This window comes from Bacillus cereus group sp. BfR-BA-01523 (assembly GCF_022662615.1).
GTDB classification, from domain to species: domain Bacteria; phylum Bacillota; class Bacilli; order Bacillales; family Bacillaceae_G; genus Bacillus_A; species Bacillus_A mycoides.
The window spans coordinates 837621-861389 of record NZ_JAKUDX010000001.1 but is presented as its reverse complement, the minus strand read 5'-3'; the positions used below and the strand labels follow the sequence as shown (position 1 = coordinate 861389).

Here is a 23769-nt window from a genome sequence, read left to right as displayed (position 1 = left end):
GTTCTTCTTGAACGGAGCAGATTAGTTCAATAAGCAATGAGAAAAAGTTATATATTATGTGTTGATGTAGAACTATAATATAAAAAAATCAGGAGGTAATTATATGGTAATATATAAATTATACGACAGAATACCCTAATAACTTTGACTAATTACTAAACCTATATGAATCTTGATGGTGGAATTCACTTAAATTAACAAGTATTGATTTGGAACGAATGTGCAATCAAAGTTGATACGCCATTTACGCATTTGATGAAAAATAATTAGTGGGTATGGGGCGTGTTATTTCAGATGGTGTAATTACTGGAGTAGTTTGGGGAATATGCGTTCTACCAATCTATCTGTCCGAAGGAATCGCCGCCATGTAAAAATAGCGCTGGGCAATTGAATCATTTTTCCGCTGGATTTAGCTGAATTTGAACGTTTCCGTATTGTTTGGCACAACATCCAATGCGTTGTTCAATCAGTTATTCACAGCTATAATTAATTGCCTATGCTTTGCTGAAATTTCTTCGTGCACAAGGCCAAAAGACAAAATAAACGCTTGTCATTTGCAGGTTTCACACGCCTGTTTCTTTGTGAAGCCTTGTCAATTGAGTGGCAAATTAGTTTGAAAGAAACACTTGAATTCTACAGGTCGATAAATCAAGAAACTGTATTACTTTGGTTAATCAACATACGTGTTAATTTATAGTATAATGATTGCTTGAAATAATGCGGTGGAAAACAGGGGGAAGAGGGAACCGATGCCTACTATACTAGTTGCTGACGACGATGCGAACATTCGCGAGCTCGTCTGTTTATTTCTACGCAACGATGGATTCGCAACAGCTGAAGCAGCGGATGGCAAGGAAGCACTGGCCGTCTACATCTCAACGAATGTCGATCTTGTCGTACTTGACATTATGATGCCGATTATGGATGGTTGGACGTTAAGCAAGGAGCTCCGAAGAGCCAATCCTGATCTACCTTTACTTATGCTGACTGCGAGAGGAGAAACATGGGAGAAAGTGAAAGGTTTCGAACTTGGGACGGACGATTATTTAACCAAACCATTCGATCCGTTAGAGTTGACGGTTCGTGTTAGGGCACTACTCAAACGATACAAGATTGGCTCCACGCAGACGATCCATTTAGGGAACGTCATCCTTGATCGACAGACCTATAAGGTGATGAAAGGGACGGAGTCGCTTACGTTGCCGCTAAAGGAGTTCGAATTGCTGTATAAGCTCGCTGGAACACCCGGACAAGTCTATACGCGCGTGCAGTTGATCGATCAGATTTGGGGTATCGATTACGCCGGAGATGATCGAACGGTAGACGTACATATTAAACGGCTGCGTGAACGGTTCGCGACAACACCCGATTTTCGGATCGAAACGGTGCGCGGGCTTGGGTATCGGCTTGAGGTTTATGAATGATCAGATCCTTATATATACGTGTTGTCCTGACATTTTTAGTCTCCATCATCGGGGGCACGATCATTTCTTTTTTGGTGTCAACTTGGATATTCGAAGATAAATTGAACGAAAACGCTCAAATCAACTCACGTAACTTTGGCCAAGACATCGTCCGGATTTACAAGACCTTTCCGTTACGTGAAGCGGACTTGTTCGTAAGTGAAATGAAGCAGCTCGATTCTTATTATATTCGAATTTACGAAGCAACGGGTCAGTTCAAGTCTTACGGTAAACTTCACGGACACAAACCTGCGCCTGTGACGATGGAGCAACTAAAGAAAGTATTAGATGGAGGTGTTGTTCAGGACACTCCTAATGGTATTGCCACGGTCCTCTTAGGGTTGCCGTTGAAAACGGAAATGGGAACGAAAGCGATATTTTTGGAAGCGCTCGCCCCTCCTTCAGCCTCTTTTGTCACAAAGTGGGCATTGGTCTTTGCAACATGTTCGTTGATTGCAGGAAGCTTATTGATTCTAGTTGCCTCTGTATTCCTGGTAAGACCGATAAAAAAGCTGACAAAAGCGACCAGGCGGATAGCATCTGGAGATTTCAACGTCAAGTTGAATATTAAGCAAACGAGTGAGCTGGGTACTTTGGCTCGCAGCTTCGAAGAAATGATGCACGATCTGCAGCAACTTGAGCAAATGCGCAGGGAATTCGTAACGAACGTGTCGCACGAGGTTCAGTCTCCGCTCACTTCGATATCCGGCTATGCTCTAGTGCTTAAGCAAGTTGACCTTTCAGAATACGAACGAAGCCGTTATCTTGATATTATCATCGCTGAAGCGAAAAGGATGTCCAAAATGAGCGATAACCTGTTAAAGCTGAGTTTTCTTGAATCGCAGTCAAAGCAACTGCGGCTCGTCACGCTCAGCCTCGATGAACAAATCCGACGGATAATTGTGGCGCTCCAGCCACAATGGTCTGCTCGCGATATACATTTCGAGCTTGATTTACAGACAGTTAAAGTAACGGCTGATCATGACCTGTTAAATCAGGTATGGACGAATATCCTCAGAAATAGCATCAAATTTTCCGAGGATACCGGCGTGATTAACGTAAGCATCAAACAAGATATCAAAAACGTCACAATCCTAATATCCGACACTGGTATTGGTATTCACCTTGACGACCAGAAGCGTATATTCGAGCGTTTTTTTAAGGCCGATCGTTCCCACAGTCGTAAGTATGACGGAAGTGGTATGGGACTCGCTATCGTTAAACAGATCGTGTCGCTTCATCAAGGTGAGATCCGAGTGAAAAGTGAACTTGGTCAAGGAACGACCTTCATTGTCACCTTGCCAATCACTACACCAACAGATTAGTTAGATTCATTCTCTATGCTACGACTCATATGCAAGCTTACTTGTATATAGAGCCGTAGCATTTTTTTTGGCAGTTCATATTCAGTTCATATTGTCGTCATGGTGAGTACATCTTCATTGGTTAAGTTTTCATTACAGGCACATGAAGGAAGGCAAACAGATCAGGACAGGAGAAGATGACAGTGACACAACAAGAGGAAAAGAAAACGCTGAGTGGAATGAAAATAAAGAAAGTGCGAAACATCTTACTTAAAATCATAGGAGCAATCGTTCTAGCCATTGTACTTTTTTTAGGTATTGTTTATATCGTAAATGTGATGAGTAGTCATTCGGAGCAAAAACGAATAGTGCCCTACGGTCAGCACGTATCTGTAGACGGGAAAAACATGAATGTGTTAATTCAAGGCGAGGGCGAGGAAACGATCGTGCTCCTGCCTGGTTATGGAACAGCTACTCCAGGGCTTGATTTTAAGCTTCTTATCGATGAATTATCTCCATTTTACAAAGTTGTTGCGGTAGAGCCTTTCGGTTATGGATTAAGTGATGAAACTGTAAAAGAGCGAACCACGGAGAATATGGTAAGTGAAGTTCATGAAGCTCTACAGCAGCTTAATATTAACAGATACATGCTCATGGGCCACTCCATTACAGGTATTTATGGAATTGATTATGTGAACAAATATCCAAACGAGGTGACTGCATTTGTCGGAATCGATAGCAGTGTTGCAACACAACCGGGTATGGATATCAATTTTCCATTAAAAACGTTTGCATATCTCAAAAAATCAGGCCTCTTAAGATTGGCTATGAAAATCAGTGCTGACCCCTATGCTGGACTGGCATTTGATGAAAAAACCGTAGAGCAAATGAAAATGATTTCGAATAAAAACATGTATAATGACACAACCTTGAATGAGATGGACCATATTTCGTCTAATTTTAAAGGGGCTCAAGGTTTAATCTTCCCTAAATATCTTCCACTTCTTCTCTTTGTACAAGCGAATAGTGAAGATGTAGCAGGATGGATACCTCTGCATGAAGGGCAGATCAAAGACTCGGTACATGGAAAAGTAGTAACCATGGATGGATCACATTATTTACACCATACCAAATTCAAAGAAATCGCTGAAAACGTTAGACTATTTATGAAAGAAGTAAAGTAAGTGTTCAGAGAAATGTTCATCCGTTATTTTATGCATTTGTCTACAGTCTGCAAGACCATCATTTCGATGGTCTTTTTTATGTCCAAACAGTTGTATATTTCCAAACCAAGATTATACTTTCGCCTGAAAGACATTGGGTTTCATTTTCATATTAACTAACGAGGCAGGTGTGCGGCCAAGCCTAGGTCGTATCATATAACGGGTGGGATTCCCGTCGAGTAAGAACTAGCCATTCGCTCGTAGCGAGTCTTGGAGGGCTAAAGGTAACTTTAGTCTTTAAGCGTAGACAGTTAGGTGGCGGATTTGCTTTACTGATCGTTCTATTCATCCTGTTAATCATTATAGGATGTAGTTGTTGGGGCGGCGGTAGCGGCGGATTCGGTTACTAAAAAAAGGGGCACTCATAAGAGTGTCTTTTTTCTCAATATAAGAACTCTAAGAATATGATATTATTTTAATGCAAATTCCCTTTTGTGCAATGAGATAGTAATGCCCAACAAAAAACCCACCTATTTCCGTAGGTGGGCCTTATCTTTATTACACAATATCAAAGTATACTCTCTTTTTCTCGTAAATTTTATGTAATTATACATATTTGTAAAAATTACATAAAATAAATATTACATGTAGTAAAATATAAATTGTGGACACGTTCTATAAAGCTGATTCTCCGATTAGAAGGCGTAACACATCTCAACCATATAGGTGTGGCGTTGCTTTAATCTAGCCAAACAAACGATCTCGATTCTCTTGTATTTGTACACTAACAATCTGTTGAAAATAAATGATTCTGTTTTATAGGACGTGTTTACTTAATGTCCAATACATATTATTAAATTAAAGTGGTTCAAGTCGGAGGAAGGCACCGGCACCTTAGGGTGTCTTTTTTTTATGTAATAATGCATAGAATATTAAATTTAACAGATATTATGATATACTCTCAAGGTGTGATACATACTTTCTTTAAATTGGAAAACTAAACCTTATCTACCCAATTGTGGGGGACGCCTTATGGCGTCTTTTTTTTAGGACCTGCTCAATTCAGGCGTAAAAACATAAGGTAAAGTGAACCCGTTAAAATACATGGAATGAACCCTAGTTTCACCCTCTTATCTAAAGGAGGAAATATTATTATGGGATATGGTGGTAGTTGCGGCGAAGGCTGCGGTTTTGCTGGAGGATTTGCTTTACTTGTTGTATTATTTATTTTATTAATCATTATCGGATGCAGTTGCTTCTGCTAAAAAACTATTGGAAAAGACACTCTTATATGGGTGTCTTTTCTTTATGGGGTCTCACCACATCGCCATCAACTAAAAAAATATATAAAACCCCCAAAAAGGAATTTTATATATTTTCAATTTGAAGAGATCGATTTTCTCGTTTGAGGTATTTGTTTACCTTATCATGAGGACAATAAAGTGTTTTATGTTATATTTTTTGAAATATCAGTAAATTATTTGATGAATTAATAAGTTACTATTAATCTATAAATAGTAACAGTGCAGTAATCCAAAAGAAAAATGCTCAAATCGATAAATAGGGGAGGATTCTAGATGAAGGTAAATCAGAATATTGTTTTAAAAATTATTGGGTTAGAATTTTTATTAATGATTTTTTACACGCTTAACGGGGCCTATCAAATTATTACTAAGCCATCCAGTCCAGTATTACAATTTATTGGACTTGTTCCTTTAGCAGTGGGAATTTTAATATATTTAACAATAAAGAACAAGTGGAAATTCTATTTCTTTGATATTAAGTTAAATAATTCAATGAAGAATACCATTTTATTAAATTTCCCATTAGTGCTTGTTCTATTAGTAATACTACTTGGTAATAAAGGATTAAACACAACATCGGTATCTGACTTATTTTTTATGTTTATCATGCAATTTTTTGTTGTTGCATTTATTGAGGAAATCTTTTTTCGGGGATTTATGCTCAAAATGTTGTTTTCAAAGGGGATAAAAAAATCAGTTTTGATTTCAAGTTTTTTGTTTGGTATCACCCATTTATTACAACTAATTGGTGGGCAGTCTATTGAAGATACCATTTTACAAATCATATATGCATTTTTAGTTGGACTTGTTCTGTCCTTACTTATCGTAAATAAGCAATCAATTATTATCACCATTACTTTCCACACTTTTAATAATTTCTTTAATTTTATGGGGAATGTTCAAGCCTCGTCGCTTTTTGCATATGTTATTATTGCAATTTTATTCTTCTACACCATATATTTATGGAAACGTGCTAATAAAAAAGAGTGTATTCGACAGGAAATAAATATAGCAGTTTGAGTTGTGATATTACCTTTTCAGTATAGAGGGCAGCCTGGTACCGCAATATTACCTTTAAAGGGGCTTGCTGCATGCTCATCAACTTAAGAGATTAATTATTCCCCTAAAATGAAAAAATACGTTATTCTTTCTGTAGAATTATAGGAAAGGATGGCGTTTTTTTCATTCTAGGGGGCATTTCTTTTTATTAGCTTGATAGCGATGTGGCGGTACCCCATTAATAGAAAACTACTAAAAGAGTTATAGTTTTATGTTTTCATTTCCCTTTTTGCATTTATCTTTTAATCAGATGAATGCTTTTTTTAGTACATAATAAAAAAATAACCAGAAAAACTGTCACAAAATCCGTTTTTCTGGTTTCTCTATAATACAGGCATCAAATTGAAAGTGAGGTTTAAACTAACATGTTAACCATAGAAAATGAGGAAAGTCATGCTTCTGATATGCCTTTTGAAGATTTATTTAAGCAGTACTATGCTTATGCTGTGAAGCAGATTATATGGATTGTTAAAAATCAATCTATCGCTGAAGAGTTAGCACAAGAAGTGTTTTTACAATTATATCGTAGCGACTGGAAAGTAATTGAAAACATACCTGGATGGTTGATTAAATCTTCTACTTATGTAGCTTATAACCATTTGCGATCTGAAAAAAGGCAACAAGCGAAGATTGATAAAGAAATACAATACCATGAAGTACAAAATGTTTCATCATTAGACGATGATTGGATAAGAAAAGAAGAAATTACAAAGGTACAAACGATACTAAATAAAATGAATGATCGAGAACGAGCCCTTTTACTAATGAAATTCTCTGGTTTTCAATATAAAGAAATTGCAGAAATACTTCAAATTGAAATATCTTCTATTGGAACATTATTGGTCCGAGCCAAAATGAAATTTCGCAAGATTTATAAACAAATGGAGGAGGCATAACAAATGAAATGTTATGATATCGGATTTATTCAAACATATATTGATGGAGAACTTTCTCATGATATAAGAAAGGAATTCACAAAGCACCTAGATACATGTGAAGCATGCCAAGATTTATTAGTAGAAATCAGTAAATTAAATCAATGGGAAAACGTAATGCTAGATGAAGAATCTGCAAATTCACCACAAGAAATCAAAATTGATATAGAACAAGCATGGAAAACATTTGAAAGTCGTTCCAAGCTAGACAATGTTTCTAATATAAATCACAAAAAACAACAGAAGAAGGGACTCTTTACAAACATGAGTAAAAAATCAAAACGTTTCATGTATACAGCAGTAGCTGCAGCAGCACTGTTCACAACAACAATGATTCCACAAGTACAAGTAGCGGCTACAAATGTTGCCTCATATTTTTCTGATGCAATTACAAATGATAAAGTTGTAAATGAAGGAATACAAGATGAAAATGGTGTCACACAAGATATGATGAAGAATGGTGAATATATTCCTATTGATGAAAAAATTACAGATCAAGGTATTACTGTACATTTCAAAGAATTATATATCGCAGATTCACGTATATCAGTTCATTATAGAATGGAAAAAGCTGACGGAAGTTTAGTACCATTTGAATTTGATACATCAGGATTAGAGCTCGAAAGTGATGGTAAAATTAATGGGCAACAAGAGGAAAACCCTGAGATTAAACATGAAGGGAGACTATCATTTATCCATGATTCAGATGACCGTCTTCCTTTTGAACTTATGGCAGCAGGTAAAAAATTAAATGATGTAGGTATTCGTGATAATGATAAACCCGAAGGCGTTGCTACATTTGTTATAGTTTCTGAGGGAAAAGACGATTTTAAACAGCCCCTTACTTTAGATGTAAATATAAATAGAATTGGAAAAGTAATTGGATCTTGGAAAGGTGAAATTCAAATTGATACTTCACATCTGAAAAATAATACTAATTAAAATGAAAAAAAGAATAGAACAATATGTATCTAATGCTCAGTTTATATGTTTTCTTGTTTTCGTTACATTTATTTCTTATATAGTTTTTATTCTATCTTTTATTTATGATTTAAGTTTATAACCTTAAATCAATCATTTAAGACCATTACGAGAAAAACCTCCCTAAAAAAGTAGGGAAATAAATAACCGGTCCCTTAACGTATAAGGAATCGGTTATTTTGTATCTAAAATGTGTCTAAACTTACAATTTTCTTTTTTGATATGGTGCCCCTATAGAGAAAGAACTTTTTCGTTTAGGGGGTACTGCAAAACCTTAACTTGATGGCGATGGGGTCCCGCCAACATAACGCGAATTTCGTACGCTAAGGAACTTTTTATTTAAAAAACTTGGTTTTCCGTACATTAAGAGTGTTCCATAAACGGTATTTGATGTTTGATATAAAACTTTGTTTTTGGTCATGAGTTTTTGAACTGAATTTTAAACATATTTCAGTCAGTTTTGATAGATATAAAATACCTTAATAACATTGTAGAGCAAGATCATCGTTTTATTAAAAAGAGAGTTCGTTCAATGTTGGGATTGAAATCTTTTCGTACAGCTAAATCTATTCTTTCAGGAATAGAAGCTATGCATATCATTAAAAAAGGCCAACTTATTTTACGGGACAAGTCTGTCCAAAATGAAATGAAGTTTATTCATCATCTATATGCCTCTTTCAAATAGATGCAATCTTTGCACCAGAACCCTCTATCTTTATGCTGATGGGATACTCCCCCTAAACATTTGCCATGATTCATGTTTGGATGAATGCTTACTTCTGTTTAATAGGCAGTGCATAATAGCCAAAAGCCAAATCGAGCAAGGCGCTCGCTTCTTGACGCAGTAACAGATCCTTCGGACGGAAGGTAAAAGATCCGTCAGCATTGATGGTAGTATCAGGGTCTATGATTCCTTGTGAGGCAAGGGATTGAATGGACTGGACCGCCCAGGCATCCGCAGTGTCGAGCAATTTCACATGATTGGCTTGGTCAGGTTGAATCTGTTTCAAGTTTTGAATCATGGTTGCTGCAACTTGTCTGCTAATCGGAGTCGCGCGGTCATATCCTGGTATACCTGCTATACATTGCTTCTTAATCCCTTCGGCTTGACCCGGGAAAATGTTCCATCCATGTGCCAACAACAAGGCATCCGTAAATTCTCCTTGTGTCATCGTGCCCATCGGATCGAATAGATTATCCGCTTTAGCATCCATGATGTTTAAAGCATGAAGATTGTCGATATGGCTTCTATAGTTACTCTTTTGCGAGACGTCTGCAAAAGGTGGTTTGATATTGATTTTCTGAGATTGAGCAACAATGCCTAGGCCTTTAGGACTGGTGTAATAAAAATATGCGATTTCTCCGGCCGCATTTTTTTGGAAAGCAATCTTATTTCCTTCTGGATCCTCAAACAACAAAGGGTGAATCATTTTAAGGAGTTGTTTGCCAGCTGTTTCATCTTCCATGACCAACGTTCCATTCTCATAGGTAAAGTGGGTACGAATCGCAAACGCACGTGTGTTTTGGTACATGCCCAAGTATTTTTGGGCTTCTTTTTCCTCTAACGAGAGATATACTGTTTTCTCCGCCTTGGGAGCAGGGAAATAATGGTCCATGAACGCTTCATACACTTCTCGACTCATCATAGAATCATTATTGTAAGACATGAAGAATGCGGTTTTTTGTTCAGGTATCAAAACCATCAATGAAGAATGTCCTGGCATATTCCCGCCCTTTAATACGACATGTTGACCGTTGGCAAGATCATTGAAATATGTTTCAAATCCAACTGTCGCAATGGGAATCGTCTTATCTGCGAAAACTTGGTAGGCATGCATCATATCCATGCTTTTTTTACTTGCGATTTCTTTACCTTCAAACTTTCCATTCTGTAGCTGCATAATCATGTACTTTGACATGTCTTCCCCGGTGGACAAAATGCTTCCTTGTGGTCCATCTGTTGGAGCGTGCCCATTTGTTGGATGAGGATCGCCAGTGGGACCGTAATGTGTAGCCATTCTTTTGAGAAGGTCAGGCGTAAAGCGCACACTTGTAGACTTCATGCCTAATGGTTTGAAAATATTCTTTTCCATATATCGTGAGAAAGATGTACCTGTAACATTCTCCACTGCAAATCCTGCGAGTAAAAATGCAAAGTTGTCATACGTATAAGCTTCACCGGGCGGCCGTACCACTGTCGGCATATGTTTAGGTAGAAATTCCCTAATAGATATATTTTGATTTACATATTCAGGCCCGATTAGCGTGGTGATATCGGGCAGGTCTACGCCGCTGGTATAGGTCAACATATCAAACAGGGTGAGGGGTTTTCCTGTTTTATTGGGGATTTTCAATCCACCGAGATATTGTTGTACATCTTGATCTAGTTTAAGCTTTCCTCTATCAACTTGTTGCATCACGGCCAAGGCGGTAAAAGTTTTCGAGACTGAAGCGATTTGAAAGACCGTGTCCTTATTGACGGGAATTTTCTTTTCTTTATCTGCATAACCATACCCTTTATTGACGACGACCTTTCCATCATGAACGACGACAAAACTTGAACCGTTCACATTGTACTTCTTCATTTTTTCTTCGAATAACGGATCAGCAAAAAATTCTACTTCTTTTTTGTTATTAGGTGCTTTCGTCATTTTGATATTGGTTGCAAGTGTCGATGACTTTGATTTTCCAACTTCTAATGATTGTTGGGAACATGCAGAAATCATGCTTGTAGAAGTGAGCAGAATTGCGACGAGCCCCAGTTTATTGATTGCTTTTTTCATTTTTGTACACTCCTTTATGAGATTGAAGATTTCTTGTTTGCACAACGAGTTGTCAGCTCGTTAGTGTATGAACCGAGTGTAGCAAGTAGCAAGTCATAGTAACTAGTGACCTTTCGTCATATTCATGCATGACATAAAAAATAGAGCGGAGTACGGCTAGTTTTATACCCACGACCTACAAGTTATGACATTTTGACACTACTGTGTGTGACAGATGAAAAGTTAGAATCGAAGGGCGACTCATAGGGTATTAGCAAAGAAAAGAAAATGGAGGAGAGAATCTAATGACAAAAGAATCTGTTCAAAAAAGCTTGCAAGATTTCTACTTTTTGTTGTTTACCTTTGGATCTGGATTATTTTACTTTTTCTTTTATTTGGTCAGTATGACATTTGCATTGGTGCTGACGGTTATCTTCATAGGTATTCCTTTGTTGGCATGGGTGCTGCAAACAACTCACACGTTTGTCCAGTATGAACGCATTCAGACGAAAGTTTATACGGGTATATCGATAGAGCCAATCTTGCCAATGACAAAAAATGAAGGGGATAAATGGATTAAAGCGAGAGAGGCAATTCTTAATAGTAGCAATTGGAGAGCTATTTTTTGGCTCATGCAAAAATCTTTTGTTGGAGTGATTAGCCTTATATGTGCCGTTATATTGTACGTAGCTCCGTTTGCATTTACCTTAACACCATTGCTTTTTCAATATTTTGATTTATACTTATTGGGAATTGTTGTGAATTCATGGCAGAAGGCTATTTTTGTCATGATTGTTGGGTGTATTCTCATCTGGATATGTATTTGTATTGGAAACAGCTTAGTTCGAACAATTGGAATGTACACGCGTTCCATGTTTAAAGCTATTAAGGGGTGATAATTTGTTTAAGACCTTGAAACTATGGCTCTGGTATGATTGGGTATTACTTTGTATACGTTTTATCATTTGGCTATCATTGATGGTAACGACTATCCAACACCGAGACCATTTGACTATACCGCTTTGGATCATTATCCTTTGGGAAGTCACTTCATTTTCAATACCATGGATTTGTTTAATGTTCAGTTATCGCTATTATCTATTTACTGAGATAATTTTATTTGGCGGAGTATGCTTCTACTTAACTTTATTATTTCCGTCAGCGTACCTTGCTTTTTTAATGCCGACTTTTATGATTGCAGCAAATAGTGCTCATAAATCATACCGTTGGTCGGCTTCTATCACAATTGTTTTATTTCCGTTGCTCATTGCAATATTTTCCCATGGAATAGATGTATGGGTGATTATTCTACAAATCGGTCTGGCTTTTGCTGTGGGTTCTTCCTTTCGTTTACTAGTTGTCAATTACCGTCAAAGTGAAACGATTCGGAACCAAAAGCATGTATTGGAACAGTACGTATCTCAAGTTGAGCGGATTACTTTACTGGAGGAACGTGACAGGATCTCAAAAGATTTACATGATACGATGGGGCATTCTTATACCTCAATTATTATGGGGATGGAAACATTACGTACGGAATTAAAGACTAAAGAAGGAGAGCAAAAGCTCGACTCATTATTACAATTGGCCCGTAACAGTATGGAAGAAGTAAGAATGTATCTACATCAGATGGACTTACCACAAGAATCGCTTGCCTTAACTCTCACATTACAACAATTGACAGAGGAATTTGAGAAGCATGCAAAAGTAAATGTACGTACTCGAATAATAGGAGAAGAGTATACGGTCTCCAAGCAATCAAAACTGACAATGTATCGGAGCTTACAGGAATCATTAACAAATGCGGTTCGCCATGGACACTCCACCGAAATCATTGTGTCACTTCATTTTGAGCCGCAACAGATAAGATTGGATATGCAGGATAATGGCTGCGGGGTAGAGGAATGGAAGGATGGCTTCGGATTAACTGCGATGAAAGAGCGCGTGAGTCAGTTACAAGGGAGAGTTATTGTTTACTCCAAAAAAGGAGAAGGGACGTTAATTTCATGTGTGTTACCGAGACTTGTACAATTGTCCAATGAACCAATCCGCTTGTGTATCGTCGATGATCATTCTTTTATTCGAGAAAGTCTTCATACAATTTTGGATGGACAGGATGGCTTGCAAGTAGTGGGAATGGCTGAAGATGGAGAACAGGCTGTAGAATTGTGTGAAAGACTAAAACCAGATTTAGTATTAATGGATTTAGAGATGTCCAATCTGAATGGGATTCGTGCGACCAAAATAATTAAGGGGAAATGGCCAGACATTCGTGTCCTCATTCTTTCAACGTTTCAGGATACCAAAAGGGCGAAGGAAATCATACGAAATGGGGCTGACGGTTATTTGCTGAAATCCATAGATTCTCGTGAACTAGCTGAATCGATTCGCCTCATCTATCGGGGAGGCACGATGATTGACCAAGATTTGTTCCATAAGATGTGGGATGGAAATGATGAGGAAGAGTCAGTCGAATTGAAGTCAGATGGAAAAGAGTATGGCTTAACGAAACGCGAGTTAGAGGTTTTGAATCTTTTGTCTCAAGGAATCCGTTATAAAACAATTGCTTCGAAACTTTACTTATCAAATGGCACAGTTAGAAATTATGCTTCTACTCTTTATGACAAGCTAGAAGTTAAAAATCGGGAAGAAGCCGTGCAAAAAGCAAGAGATACAGGATTACTCTCGTAAGAGGGAGTACTGTCATCTGCTAGGGGTACGTGAATAATTCGGGGTTTCGGGGACCACACTTCAAAAAATGTAATTTGAATGTCTGTTATAGACAATTCTTTAGATTCTATAAATTCTATAAATAATGTTTAATTTTCGATAAAGACAATTATATAAAACCCAACATAATCGATCTTATGTCGGGTTTTATAGTGAACATTAGCTTTGTAACCCTTATACATGGAATTAATTTAAAGGATGGCCCCATACCTCGAATCGGTCACATACCTAAATAGGGTTCTGGTGCAAAAACTTAAGGATAATTGCAATGAATCTATAAATCTTGGACATACTGTTACTATTACTTTAGAAAGAGTGCGTGATTGGTATGGAAAAGGGAAATGTATTCAAATGGAAGCATTATCAACCAGACATCATCTTGTTAACGGTACAACCTTAGTTTTCGTGATTTGGTGGAAATGCTAGAAGAACGGGGTTTATCCATTTCTGATACGATTCCGTTAGGAATATATGTGCGTTATTCTACTGTATTTTATTTTTGCACCAGAACCACTTGTTTTACCGGACAAGTCTGTCTAAGGCGAGAAAGAATTTATTCATAAATTGTTTGGCTTAGCTTCATAAGATAGAAATGAAAAGGAAATTGCTACTCTATGTTTCTAACTAACATTTTTGCACCAAAACCATATAAAAAGAGGACGAATAGTTACATCTTCTTTTTATATGGTTATATTAGCTACAAAATAATATAACCATATAAATCTTCTATTATATTAGCAGGGGATAGTGATAGAAAAGTGTGTTCCTTTTCCTAGTTCACTTTCTATCTCTATATCTCCGTGTAATTCTTTAATAATACTGTACGCAATCATAGTACCAAGCCCAGTACCTTTTTCTGTTGTTGAATAAAATGGCAAGGCAATACGTTTTATTTGTTGGGAAGACATTCCTATTCCTGTATCAATAATATCAATTACAATATTATCTTTTATTTTTTGTATATTTATTTGTAATACGCCACCATTTTTCATAGCCTCAATTCCATTTTGTATGATGTTGGTTAGACATATTTTTAATTTTTCAGTATTAGCATTTATGTAAAGGGAATCTGTTGTAATATGCTGTTTTATTTCAACATTATATGAAAGAGCGAGTGGTGAAATATTATCTTTCACTTGATTTAATATGTAATTAATATCTAGTTCCTCTTTTATAATGTTTTGTGGTTTGGTTAAAGATAAATAGTTATTAATAGTAGATTGTATTTGCTGCATTTCAAGTAACATAATTTCTAAGTACTTATCTTGAGACATCTTAGCACTCTCATCTTCATTTAGTAATTGAGTGAATCCACGTACCGTGGTCAGTGGATTATGAATTTCATGCGCGATCGATGCAGCTAGTTCGCTAGCTATATAAAATTTTTCTGCTCTTTGCATTCTTTCTTTTATTTTATATTTCTCGATCATTCCTTCTATTAAATAAACTGATAATAATACTGTGAAAATATTTATGATTATATAATTGAATAAAAATTCAATGAGAGTAGAGTCAATTTTACCACCTGTATTTATTTGCGTTACAATACCGCAGATAGAAAGGGAAGTTGTACATATCAAAATAAGTAGAATACTTAATAATATCTTCTTTTCCTTGAAATAAGTAGGTGACAAGTAACGAAACATGATTGTAATAACAGAAATAACAGTAAAGATAATAAATGATGGGAAGACTCCGCTTCCACCTAAGTAAAATCTATAAGAAAGATATAAAACTCCAATACAAATAATGCTCTTTGTATTTCCATATAGAAAAACTAATATAATGGGAATGAAACGTAAATCATAAATGAACCCAGCGTGTAAATGAAAAGGAAAAGTCATACAAAAAATAATTGCAATGGAGGAAAGTACAGAAATTAATATATTATTACATGCCATTTTTTCTTTATGTTCTAGCCAAAATACTTGGTAACTAAGGATACAAATAATAATAATAAATGTATTTAATAATAGTGTAGGAATTCCCATAGTTTATACCTCTCTGAGAGTTTGTAAGTAGGATTATGTATGTGTTTAATCTAGGTGTTTGATTTTATTAGATTTTCTAGCTTTAAAAAAGAAAAGGAAGGGCACTTGAAAAAGTGCTTTTTTACCATTTATATTAAAATCGATGAGGAAGATAGAATAAAAAGTTACTTTTACTTATGAACAAAAAAATTGAAAGTAGCCCTTGTATAGGTAAAAGATGAAGCAAATTACTGAAATAGTTACGTTTCTCTGGAGTGAATATTCCGAAAAAACATTATGTATGGCGAAATCCATTTTATAACCTTCGCCATATTAACATGCAACTTATTAAATTACAAAGAAAAAATTAAAAATTATTATTTTTTTGTTATTTTAATTTATTTAAAAAAGTAAAAGTATTCAAGAGGTTACCATTGAGGTGCTAGGGTACTTAGACCAATATTCGAACTTAGTAATAACGTTGTTACTTTTATCCTAATATTCTTAATACTAATTTTAGTATAATTAATCGATTGAAAGTTCCGATAATTACCTACGTACCCCTTTTTTTATATCATTTTATATTAAATACAATGATATTTATTGTCACATAATAATGCAAATTTCTAGTAAACTAATAGAAAAAATCCTATAAAAACATAATTTACTATCTTTTATATAAACATTGCAGGTGTAAATGCAATAAAATTTCATTATTAATACATATATTCAATCTGAAAATATCTTTGTAGTGGTCCTTCATGCGAAGAATCGTTTCCGTACTCCAACTACCGTTATTCTAGTATTTTACCAAGTTTCTTATTTTGTTAAGGTATCCTAATATTGTTACTTTTGTGAAATTAAATGTTTTAATATTATAATTTATAGTGAATGTTGAGAAAATAAATAATTTGTAAAAATAATATAATATTTGTAACTTTATGTCTTATAATATGAAATATCTTCGTTGTGATTATTTTAAATATTTGAATAATACATCGGGTTCATTTTATCTAGGGAGGTTTTAAAATTGGGGAGAAGAGTTGTTAAAAGAGTTTTTGCATTATTATCAGTACTAGCATTATTCTTTAATGTGTTTCTACCGAAGGCAAATGCGGAGGTTATGACGCATGAAAAGTATTCAATGAACTGGAGTTATAGTAACAGTTTAGGTAAGTACATTCGAACTGAAATTATTAAAAATTCAAGCGGTCAAATTGCTTATTGTTTAACTCTTGGCTTAAAATCACCAAATGGTGAAGATCTTCCTGAAATGGGGAAAACAGATAATGTAGTATATAGGGTTCTATTAAATGGTTTCCCACAAAAAAGTATAGAACAACTGGGAGTAGCTAATAAGAATGAAGCACATTATGCAACTCAGCTTGCGGTTTGGAATGCATTAGGTCAACTTGATGTAAATGAATTAAAGCATGAAAATAAAAATGTTGAAAAAGCGGCTAAGACAATTATTAATGCTGCAAATACAAGTGAAGATACTCAAGATATTTTTATGAATGTGATTCCTGCTGAAAAGCAAAAGGCAGAATTAAAGGGTGAGTTTTTTGAAACAAACCTATACACAGTACAAACAAATGCTAAGAGTGGTTCTTATAAAGTAGTAGCGAAAAATGCACCTAATGGAGTTAAAATTGTTAGTGAAAATGGAGAAGTGAAAGATCAGCTTTCACTTGGGGAAAAATTCCGTATCCAAATTCCTAAAGATACAAAAACGGGTGAATTTAATCTAAGTGTTGCTGCAAATGTAACTAAAGTTCAAGCAATTGCTTATCGCGGTACTGATACTGTTCAGAATGCTACAGTGCTACTAGAAAGAAATGAGGAAAAGCTTAGTAGTGACCTTGCAGTAAATTGGGAAGCTGCTGGTTCTTTAAAAATTAAAAAGGTTGGGGAAAATGGAGAAATATTAGCTGGTGCAGTATTTGAAGTCTTTAATGCAAATAATGAATCAGTTGGAAAAATCACGACGGGTGCTGATGGTACTGCAGAATTAAATAACCTACCAATTGGTACCTACACAGTAAAAGAAATTAAAGCACCAACAGGTTATGTTTCAGGTGATAAACCACAAACTATTGAAGTTAAGACAGGGGAAATAGGAGCTGTTCAAGTAGTAAACAACAAAGTAAAAGGTAACATCGAAATAAAAAAACTTAGTGATTCAGGTAAGATGTTACCTAATGTTGAATTCACGCTCTTTACTGAAGATGGAAAAGAAGTGAAAAAAGTAGTAACAAAAGAAAATGGAATTGCAAATGTTGATGGTCTTACGTATGGTAAATATTATTTCTTAGAGACAAAAACACCTAATGGATATATTGGAAATAAAACAAAGTATCCTTTTGAAATTAAAGAGCACAATAAAACACTTACTTTTACAGTGGAAAATACAGAAGTGAAAGGTAGTGTGAAATTACTAAAAGTAGATAATGAAGATATCAGTAAAAAATTAGAAGGTGCAGTATTCGAGCTAAAAGATGCAAGCGGGAAAGTAATTGGGGAATATAAGACAGATAAAAATGGTGAAGTTAACGTCAAAGATTTAGCGTATGGTAAATATTCATTTGTAGAAAAGGCTTCTCCAAATGGTTACGTTCTTATTACAGAACCAATTGTGTTCGAAATAAAGGAACACGGAAAAATTATTGAGCTATTAGCAGTTAATCATCTTATCAAAGGTGATCTAGAAATTACAAAAGTTGATGTAGCTGATGGAAACAATAAGCTTCCGAATGCAGAGTTTACTATTTATAATGAAGCAGGAAAAGAAGTAGTTAAAGGGAAAACAGACGATAAAGGTATCGCGAAGTTTGAAAAGTTACCATTTGGAAAATACACATATAAAGAAACTGTTGCACCAAAAGGTTATGTATTGAATGAAGAAATATTCTCTTTTGAGATCAAAGAGAATGGTCAAATCATTAAACATATTGTCAAAGATGAAAAGATTCCATCAGTAAAAACAACAGCTACTGATAAAACCGATGGTACAAAAGAAATGCACACTTCTAAGTCTGTAACAATCCAAGATAAAGTGGAATACAAAGACTTACAAGTAGGTAAAGAGTACACTTTAAAAGGTAAATTAATGGATAAAGAGACTAATAAACCATTAGTTGTAAATGGTAAAGAAGTAACTGCTGAAACTAAGTTTACACCAAAAGAAGCAAACGGTTCTATTACACTAGATTTCACTTTTGATGCAACTGGTTTAGAAGAAAAAGAAGTAGTAGTATTCGAAGAGTTACTGAAAGACGGAAAAGTTGTTACTACACATGCTGATATCAATGATAAAGGTCAAACAGTTAAGTTCGTTAAGCCATCAGTAAAAACAACTGCTACAAACAAAGCTGATGGTGGAAAAGAGATTCATTCAAAGGATTCTATCACTATTCAAGATAAAGTAGAGTATACTAACTTAGTTGTTGGTAAAGAGTACACTGTAAAAGGTAAATTAATGAACAAAGCTATTAACAAACCATTATTAATTGATGGTAAAGAAATAACAGCAGAGACTAAGTTCATTGCAAAAGAAAAGAATGGTTTTGTAACATTAGACTTTACTTTCGTTGGTGCTGAACAGCAAGGAAGAGAAGTAGTTGTGTTTGAAGACTTATTGCATGAAGGTCAAGTAATTGCAACTCACGCTGACATTAACGATGTAGGTCAAACAGTTCGATTTGTAGAGCCTTCCATTAAAACAACAGCTACAAACAAAGCTGATGGTTCTAAAGAGTTAGACGCTTCTAAATCTGTAACAATCCAAGATAAAGTGGAATACAAAGACTTAATCGTGGGTAAAGAGTACGTTGTAAAAGGCAAACTAATGGATAAAGCAACAAAAAAACCATTATTAGTTGATGATAAAGAAGTAACAGTAGAATCTAAGTTTACTGCAAAAGAAAAAAATGGTTCTATCACACTCGATTTCACATTTAATGCATCTGCATTACAAGGTAAAGAAGTGGTAGTGTTTGAAGAATTGTATCAAGATAATGTCTTGGTTGCTATTCATGTTGACATCGAAGATAAGGGTCAAACGGTGAAATTTAAAGAGGTAAAACCGGAACAACCTAAACCAGAACAGCCGAATCAAGATAAAAATACTCCAACATCAGAGCAACCTAAAGAGCAAGTAAAAGAGCAACCACAACCTAAGAAAGAAATTCAATCTAAAATTGGATGGTTACCCCAAACAGGTGCTGACCTTACAAGCTGGATCTCTATGGCTGCAGGTGCATTATTGTTAATTGTTGGTGGAGTGATTTTCCTAAAACGTAAAAATGCATAAAAATTAAAAAATAAGCACATCTGTTTTTTTACAAGATGTGCTTATTTTTATGTTAATAATTTAGTCCTAGTTACAGTATTTTAATCTATTTGCTTATTTTTGAGTTGTTGTAATAATTCCAGGACAGCAAAACAGTCAGCAGCTGCTCGGTGTTTAATCGTTAATTTCGTTGCATCACTTAATGAAATCCATCTTTTTGAATCTACATAATCGGCGTACATTTCCATAATACATGTGGATTTAAAATTCTTAAATTCTACATTTAATTGATTCATAATTACTTGGTGTTCGTAACAGCTAGGGCAGAGACCTAGACGTAGTTTAGCTTTACTTTGAATGACATGGCCACACTGTTTACAAGTCCGTTGCTCCAAGCCAAGTTTTCTACCATACAAAAAGCTGGGGCATCACTTCATAAACAAGCAGTAATGGCTGATGGACTAATTAATAGTGTCTCAACGCATGTTGTAGAAGCTCAACAAGCATTCCCAACCTTGCATACAGATATCATGTCTGGATTAGATGCTGCCAATAACATTATGGACTCTGCTAATAAGATTTCAGGCTATAAAATAGATACGTCTAATATAGCTAAAAATGTTGGAAACATGGATGGTTTATCTACTCGCCTCAAAGATTTTGGTGTACCACCTGAAAAAATGGAAGAGTTTTTGGCAGAACAGAAGCGTACAAATGAACTTGGATCGATGTCACTTGATTTCATGCCAGTTATTGGGCAAATCAAACAAGGGCTACAACTCATTAACGGCAAAGAATATTTCACTGATAGAGAGTATGACAAAAATGACTATGTATGGGGAACCTTTTCTACTGTTTTTGGTGGGGCTCCTAAAGTTATTGGACGTGTATTCGGTAAATATGGTGAGTTAGAACAAAAAGCGAAGGATTTAGGAAAAGTATCAAAGGTAACTGAAGAGAGTGGATGGAGTATGCCAAGAGGCGGAGGGTCATTGATGGGCGTAAGTATACTGAACATGCTCTTGAAAGAATGGCACCTGATACAATTCAGGTTCGGGCAGAACTTACGAAGCGTGCACGTGAAAGAGCTGAAAGGAATGGTTACACATTCGGATCAAAAGAATATATGGAGGAATTAAAAAAAGTTGATCCGCGAGGTGTAACACCAAGCGTAGTAGAAGAAACAATTAAGCATGCTACTAAAAAACCAGGAAATAAACCTGGTCTATGGTAATACGATGGGAAAGATGTTAGAGTCGTATTGAATGATAATGGCGATGTTGTTTCCGTTGTACCTAATAAATCGTGAATATTATAAATAAAGTAGATTAAGCCCATTCACAAAAGGAGTTGTTAAAATGAATATTCAATATGATGAATACGAATTATTAGAAATATTCGAGAGTGAACCAGAAGATTATTTTATTCCTGGTGCAGGTGCATATAGATATAATAAAATAGATAAATTAGGATTTGAATTAGTAATGATTATGTGTTATTACGAGGAAACTGTTGAATTAAAATTGTATTACAAAAATAAACGCATATTTGAAACCAAGATACATTCGGCGAAACGAATCTATACCCGTAATGACTCATTATATGTCCAAGGCGGCGTAGAAAACAAAACAATCGAAGTAAAATTCAAGCCACATTTTACAGTTCAAATAGAGAAGTTCTAGATAGATGAAATAAGAAAACACCTTATGCATATAAGGTGTTTTCTTATACAAAAAGCGCCTACATAGACGCTTTTTGTGCCACTTAAAAGGATTTAAGATACGTTTACTTGAGTTCTTTAGGTAGCTAGGGTTTGAAATACTAACTTAAAAGAAAAATGTTGAGCAGTTCATCTTTATTATTAATATATCTGAATTAAAGATGCAATTTTGCATCCCAATTTCTGCGGCACCAATTACATGCTACCCTCACAAATATAGAAAAAGGTGCGAAGTCAATTCTATGACTTTGCACCTTTTTATTTCACTTGAACTTTGTTTAAGCGCGTTTATCTACTCATTGTTACGCGTGAATTGCGTTTAAAATCGACACTTTATTCGTAGTAAATAATACATAATTTTGTTTTACAGTTCTAATTAATATACGATCAGTTGTCCCATATGCTGTTCCGATACGGATTGCACTTGGTTCTTCAACACCCGCATAGGTAGCATCTTCGGTAACCTCAATCACATCACGTAATGGAATCGTGACCTCCGCAAATTGCCATGAAATAATTAACTCTTCTTTTGTTTTTTTGACATCAATACCTAGCATTATACCAAGACCTTTCTATAATAGAATGCTGCACTTCTTATCTTATTATACAAATTTTTAGATTGTTTTTCTACATGTATGAATAGAGCTGATATTTTAAGGGTGCCAAAAGAAAGGGAAGATATACTATCAATCTATTAAGGAATACGTTATGAAGAAAAGTTCACAGGGAATTAATATGGATTTGATATGGTTGAAGTATGATGAATGAGTAACAGTAGGAGTTGCAGGAAGGAAATGAATGATGAGACTTAAATTAGTAGGAACCTTAACTTGTATAGTAGTAATGTTAGGTATCTTTATCATTTACACCAATATATCTATTGGTAAAGAACCATATAAGACAAACCATGAAACTAGTGAAAACTCCATAAATAAAGAAAAAAATAGTAAGCAAAATGGGACTTCAAATAAAATAGCAAGTTCCTTTGCTAGTATACAGGCTGTAGTAAATAAGGAATATGGTTTACCCGAAGACTATATGCCAGAGGATTTAGTTGTACCAAATGTACCGTTCTCATTTAGTGGAACGGTAGAAAAGAGTCATCTTCGTAAAGAAGCAGCGGAAGCGTTAGAAAAACTATTCCTTTTAGCTAAGCAAGATGGGATCCAGTTGAATGCTGTTTCAGGATTTCGTTCCTATGGGTATCAAAAAGGTCTGTATGCCAACAATGTTAAAAAGAAAGGGCAAGAGCATACGGATCGCTTCTCTGCAAAGCCAGGGCATAGCGAACATCAAACAGGGTTAACGATGGATGTTTCTTCTAAAAGTGCGAACAATGAACTAGAGCTATCCTTTGCGAATACGAAGGAAGGAAAATGGCTGAAAGAAAACGCGCATCGTGCAGGGTTTATCATTCGTTATCCTAAGGGGAAGGAAAGTATTACGGGTTATGCATATGAACCTTGGCATATTCGCTATGTAGGAGATATTGCTGAAAATATATATAAGGAAAAATTGACTTTAGAAGAATATATGAATCTGTGAAAATAGAATTGAAGAGTTAAACTGTATTCATTATTTATGAATGCTACTTTTTCTATTAAAAAGCCTAATTTCTCAATGTTTTGTAGAGAAATTAGGTTTTTTTCATCACTTCATTAGAGTTTTTTAGGCTTCGTTCGTTGGTATACTTCACACAATATTATAAAGGAAATAGAACTTACTGAAGATAACATATGAATGTTTTATAAATGTATCAAAAAAGTGAACAAAATTGTTATTTTGCACAACAAGGTAGTCAGCGTAATGAAATAACTGCTTGTAAAAAAAGAAGCCCTATAGGAAATATTACAGGGCTTCGCCAAGTTGAGTTATGTCGTATTCAAAAGGGATTTTAACATGATATTTGTGTTGAATAAACTGGTAAATGTGTCCAAGTAATTTGGAGCTATTTTATAAAAAAAGAGAAGCGCTTAATCAGGACGCTCCTCTTAATGCCAATACACAATAACTATCCCATTATACTGTATAAGCGTAAAATATTTAACAATTACCTTCATGGTAAATATTTCATTTTGTCTTAGTAC

Annotated in this window: 17 protein-coding genes and 5 pseudogenes; 18 read left to right on the top strand and 4 right to left on the bottom strand. The window is 35.2% G+C overall.

Going from position 1 to position 23769, the window contains the following annotated elements:
• Positions 1-113: 113 nt before the first annotated feature.
• The 10 genes and pseudogenes from MR066_RS04400 to MR066_RS04355 form a co-directional block, all read left to right on the top strand.
• A pseudogene (locus tag MR066_RS04400) lies at positions 114-359 on the top strand (GNAT family N-acetyltransferase); the annotation flags it as partial.
• Between the two features lie 390 nt (positions 360-749).
• Complete coding sequence (locus MR066_RS04395) at positions 750-1424, top strand: response regulator transcription factor (protein WP_001142154.1); 675 nt, start codon at positions 750-752, stop codon at positions 1422-1424.
• Entirely contained in the window at positions 1421-2788 is a 1368-nt protein-coding gene (locus MR066_RS04390; RefSeq protein ID WP_061689656.1) for a sensor histidine kinase, read from the top strand. Before MR066_RS04395 ends, MR066_RS04390 begins: the two co-directional genes overlap by 4 nt.
• A 182-nt stretch (positions 2789-2970) precedes the next feature.
• Complete coding sequence (locus tag MR066_RS04385; RefSeq protein ID WP_016100944.1) at positions 2971-3951, top strand: alpha/beta hydrolase; 981 nt, start codon at positions 2971-2973, stop codon at positions 3949-3951.
• Positions 3952-4244: 293 nt separating this feature from the next.
• Positions 4245-4340 (top strand): annotated as a pseudogene (locus tag MR066_RS04380) (YjcZ family sporulation protein); the annotation flags it as partial.
• A 744-nt stretch (positions 4341-5084) separates the two neighbouring features.
• The gene (locus MR066_RS04375) at positions 5085-5195 is read left to right on the top strand and encodes a YjcZ family sporulation protein (protein WP_000540371.1); all 111 of its coding nucleotides are present in this window, start codon (positions 5085-5087) and stop codon (positions 5193-5195) included.
• Between the two features lie 312 nt (positions 5196-5507).
• A complete protein-coding gene (locus MR066_RS04370; RefSeq protein WP_242246082.1) occupies positions 5508-6254 on the top strand; it encodes a CPBP family intramembrane glutamic endopeptidase in 747 nt (248 codons plus the stop codon).
• A 404-nt stretch (positions 6255-6658) separates the two neighbouring features.
• A complete protein-coding gene (locus MR066_RS04365; protein ID WP_242246081.1) occupies positions 6659-7189 on the top strand; it encodes an RNA polymerase sigma factor SigX in 531 nt (176 codons plus the stop codon).
• A gap of 3 nt (positions 7190-7192) precedes the next feature.
• On the top strand, positions 7193-8170 hold the full coding sequence (locus MR066_RS04360; RefSeq protein WP_242246080.1) for a DUF4179 domain-containing protein: 978 nt from the start codon (positions 7193-7195) through the stop codon (positions 8168-8170).
• Between the two features lie 508 nt (positions 8171-8678).
• Positions 8679-8894: pseudogene (locus MR066_RS04355) on the top strand (DDE-type integrase/transposase/recombinase); the annotation flags it as partial.
• A gap of 88 nt (positions 8895-8982) precedes the next feature.
• On the opposite strand, the gene MR066_RS04350 reads toward MR066_RS04355, so the two are convergent.
• Positions 8983-10992 carry a serine hydrolase domain-containing protein gene (locus MR066_RS04350; protein WP_242246079.1) on the bottom strand — a complete coding sequence of 670 codons (2010 nt, stop codon included), beginning with the start codon at positions 10990-10992 and terminating at the stop codon, positions 8983-8985.
• A 284-nt stretch (positions 10993-11276) separates the two neighbouring features.
• Here MR066_RS04350 and MR066_RS04345 point away from each other — a divergent pair, with 284 nt between their 5' ends.
• From MR066_RS04345 to MR066_RS04335, 3 genes and pseudogenes are all read left to right on the top strand, one after another.
• Positions 11277-11867: a sensor domain-containing protein gene (locus tag MR066_RS04345; protein ID WP_016100947.1), complete on the top strand. Its 591-nt coding sequence runs from the start codon at positions 11277-11279 to the stop codon at positions 11865-11867.
• A gap of 4 nt (positions 11868-11871) precedes the next feature.
• A complete protein-coding gene (locus MR066_RS04340; RefSeq protein WP_242246078.1) occupies positions 11872-13662 on the top strand; it encodes a helix-turn-helix transcriptional regulator in 1791 nt (596 codons plus the stop codon).
• A gap of 367 nt (positions 13663-14029) precedes the next feature.
• Positions 14030-14156 (top strand): annotated as a pseudogene (locus MR066_RS04335) (IS6 family transposase); the annotation flags it as partial.
• Positions 14157-14435: 279 nt separating this feature from the next.
• On the opposite strand, the gene MR066_RS04330 reads toward MR066_RS04335, so the two are convergent.
• Positions 14436-15692, bottom strand: a complete 1257-nt coding sequence (locus MR066_RS04330) for an ATP-binding protein (protein WP_242246077.1) — start codon at positions 15690-15692, stop codon at positions 14436-14438.
• 1009 nt (positions 15693-16701) lie between these two features.
• Between MR066_RS04330 and MR066_RS04325 the strand changes: the two genes are divergently transcribed.
• Positions 16702-19983, top strand: a complete 3282-nt coding sequence (locus MR066_RS04325) for a VaFE repeat-containing surface-anchored protein (RefSeq protein ID WP_242246076.1) — start codon at positions 16702-16704, stop codon at positions 19981-19983.
• An 80-nt stretch (positions 19984-20063) separates the two neighbouring features.
• Here the strand turns inward: MR066_RS04325 and MR066_RS04320 are convergent.
• A pseudogene (locus MR066_RS04320) lies at positions 20064-20372 on the bottom strand (hypothetical protein); the annotation flags it as partial.
• 39 nt (positions 20373-20411) lie between these two features.
• Here MR066_RS04320 and MR066_RS04315 point away from each other — a divergent pair.
• Complete coding sequence (locus MR066_RS04315) at positions 20412-21101, top strand: hypothetical protein (protein ID WP_242246075.1); 690 nt, start codon at positions 20412-20414, stop codon at positions 21099-21101.
• A gap of 219 nt (positions 21102-21320) precedes the next feature.
• Positions 21321-21644 carry a hypothetical protein gene (locus tag MR066_RS04310; protein ID WP_098636504.1) on the top strand — a complete coding sequence of 108 codons (324 nt, stop codon included), beginning with the start codon at positions 21321-21323 and terminating at the stop codon, positions 21642-21644.
• Positions 21645-21984: 340 nt separating this feature from the next.
• Here the strand turns inward: MR066_RS04310 and MR066_RS04305 are convergent, their stop codons facing one another.
• Positions 21985-22239: a SunI/YnzG family protein gene (locus MR066_RS04305; protein ID WP_002035246.1), complete on the bottom strand. Its 255-nt coding sequence runs from the start codon at positions 22237-22239 to the stop codon at positions 21985-21987.
• A gap of 244 nt (positions 22240-22483) precedes the next feature.
• Here MR066_RS04305 and MR066_RS04300 point away from each other — a divergent pair, with 244 nt between their 5' ends.
• Both MR066_RS04300 and MR066_RS04295 read left to right on the top strand, forming a co-directional pair.
• On the top strand, positions 22484-23227 hold the full coding sequence (locus MR066_RS04300; protein ID WP_181777895.1) for a M15 family metallopeptidase: 744 nt from the start codon (positions 22484-22486) through the stop codon (positions 23225-23227).
• A 206-nt stretch (positions 23228-23433) separates the two neighbouring features.
• Positions 23434-23580: a hypothetical protein gene (locus MR066_RS04295; RefSeq protein WP_216636953.1), complete on the top strand. Its 147-nt coding sequence runs from the start codon at positions 23434-23436 to the stop codon at positions 23578-23580.
• The last annotated feature ends 189 nt before the right edge of the window (positions 23581-23769 follow it).

Excerpts from the sequence above, each read along its gene's own strand:
- MR066_RS04350 (WP_242246079.1), bottom strand. The coding sequence starts at position 10,992 with ATGAAAAAAGCAATCAATAAACTGGGGCTCGTCGCAATTCTGCTCACT.
- MR066_RS04395 (WP_001142154.1), top strand. The coding sequence starts at position 750 with ATGCCTACTATACTAGTTGCTGACGACGATGCGAACATTCGCGAGCTC.
- MR066_RS04315 (WP_242246075.1), top strand. The coding sequence starts at position 20,412 with ATGGCTGATGGACTAATTAATAGTGTCTCAACGCATGTTGTAGAAGCT.
- MR066_RS04310 (WP_098636504.1), top strand. The coding sequence starts at position 21,321 with ATGAATATTCAATATGATGAATACGAATTATTAGAAATATTCGAGAGT.
- MR066_RS04330 (WP_242246077.1), bottom strand. The coding sequence starts at position 15,692 with ATGGGAATTCCTACACTATTATTAAATACATTTATTATTATTATTTGT.
- MR066_RS04345 (WP_016100947.1), top strand. The coding sequence starts at position 11,277 with ATGACAAAAGAATCTGTTCAAAAAAGCTTGCAAGATTTCTACTTTTTG.
- MR066_RS04370 (WP_242246082.1), top strand. The coding sequence starts at position 5,508 with ATGAAGGTAAATCAGAATATTGTTTTAAAAATTATTGGGTTAGAATTT.
- MR066_RS04365 (WP_242246081.1), top strand. The coding sequence starts at position 6,659 with ATGTTAACCATAGAAAATGAGGAAAGTCATGCTTCTGATATGCCTTTT.
- MR066_RS04360 (WP_242246080.1), top strand. The coding sequence starts at position 7,193 with ATGAAATGTTATGATATCGGATTTATTCAAACATATATTGATGGAGAA.
- MR066_RS04300 (WP_181777895.1), top strand. The coding sequence starts at position 22,484 with ATGAGACTTAAATTAGTAGGAACCTTAACTTGTATAGTAGTAATGTTA.
- MR066_RS04295 (WP_216636953.1), top strand. The coding sequence starts at position 23,434 with ATGTATCAAAAAAGTGAACAAAATTGTTATTTTGCACAACAAGGTAGT.
- MR066_RS04390 (WP_061689656.1), top strand. The coding sequence starts at position 1,421 with ATGATCAGATCCTTATATATACGTGTTGTCCTGACATTTTTAGTCTCC.
- MR066_RS04305 (WP_002035246.1), bottom strand. The coding sequence starts at position 22,239 with ATGCTAGGTATTGATGTCAAAAAAACAAAAGAAGAGTTAATTATTTCA.
- MR066_RS04375 (WP_000540371.1), top strand. The coding sequence starts at position 5,085 with ATGGGATATGGTGGTAGTTGCGGCGAAGGCTGCGGTTTTGCTGGAGGA.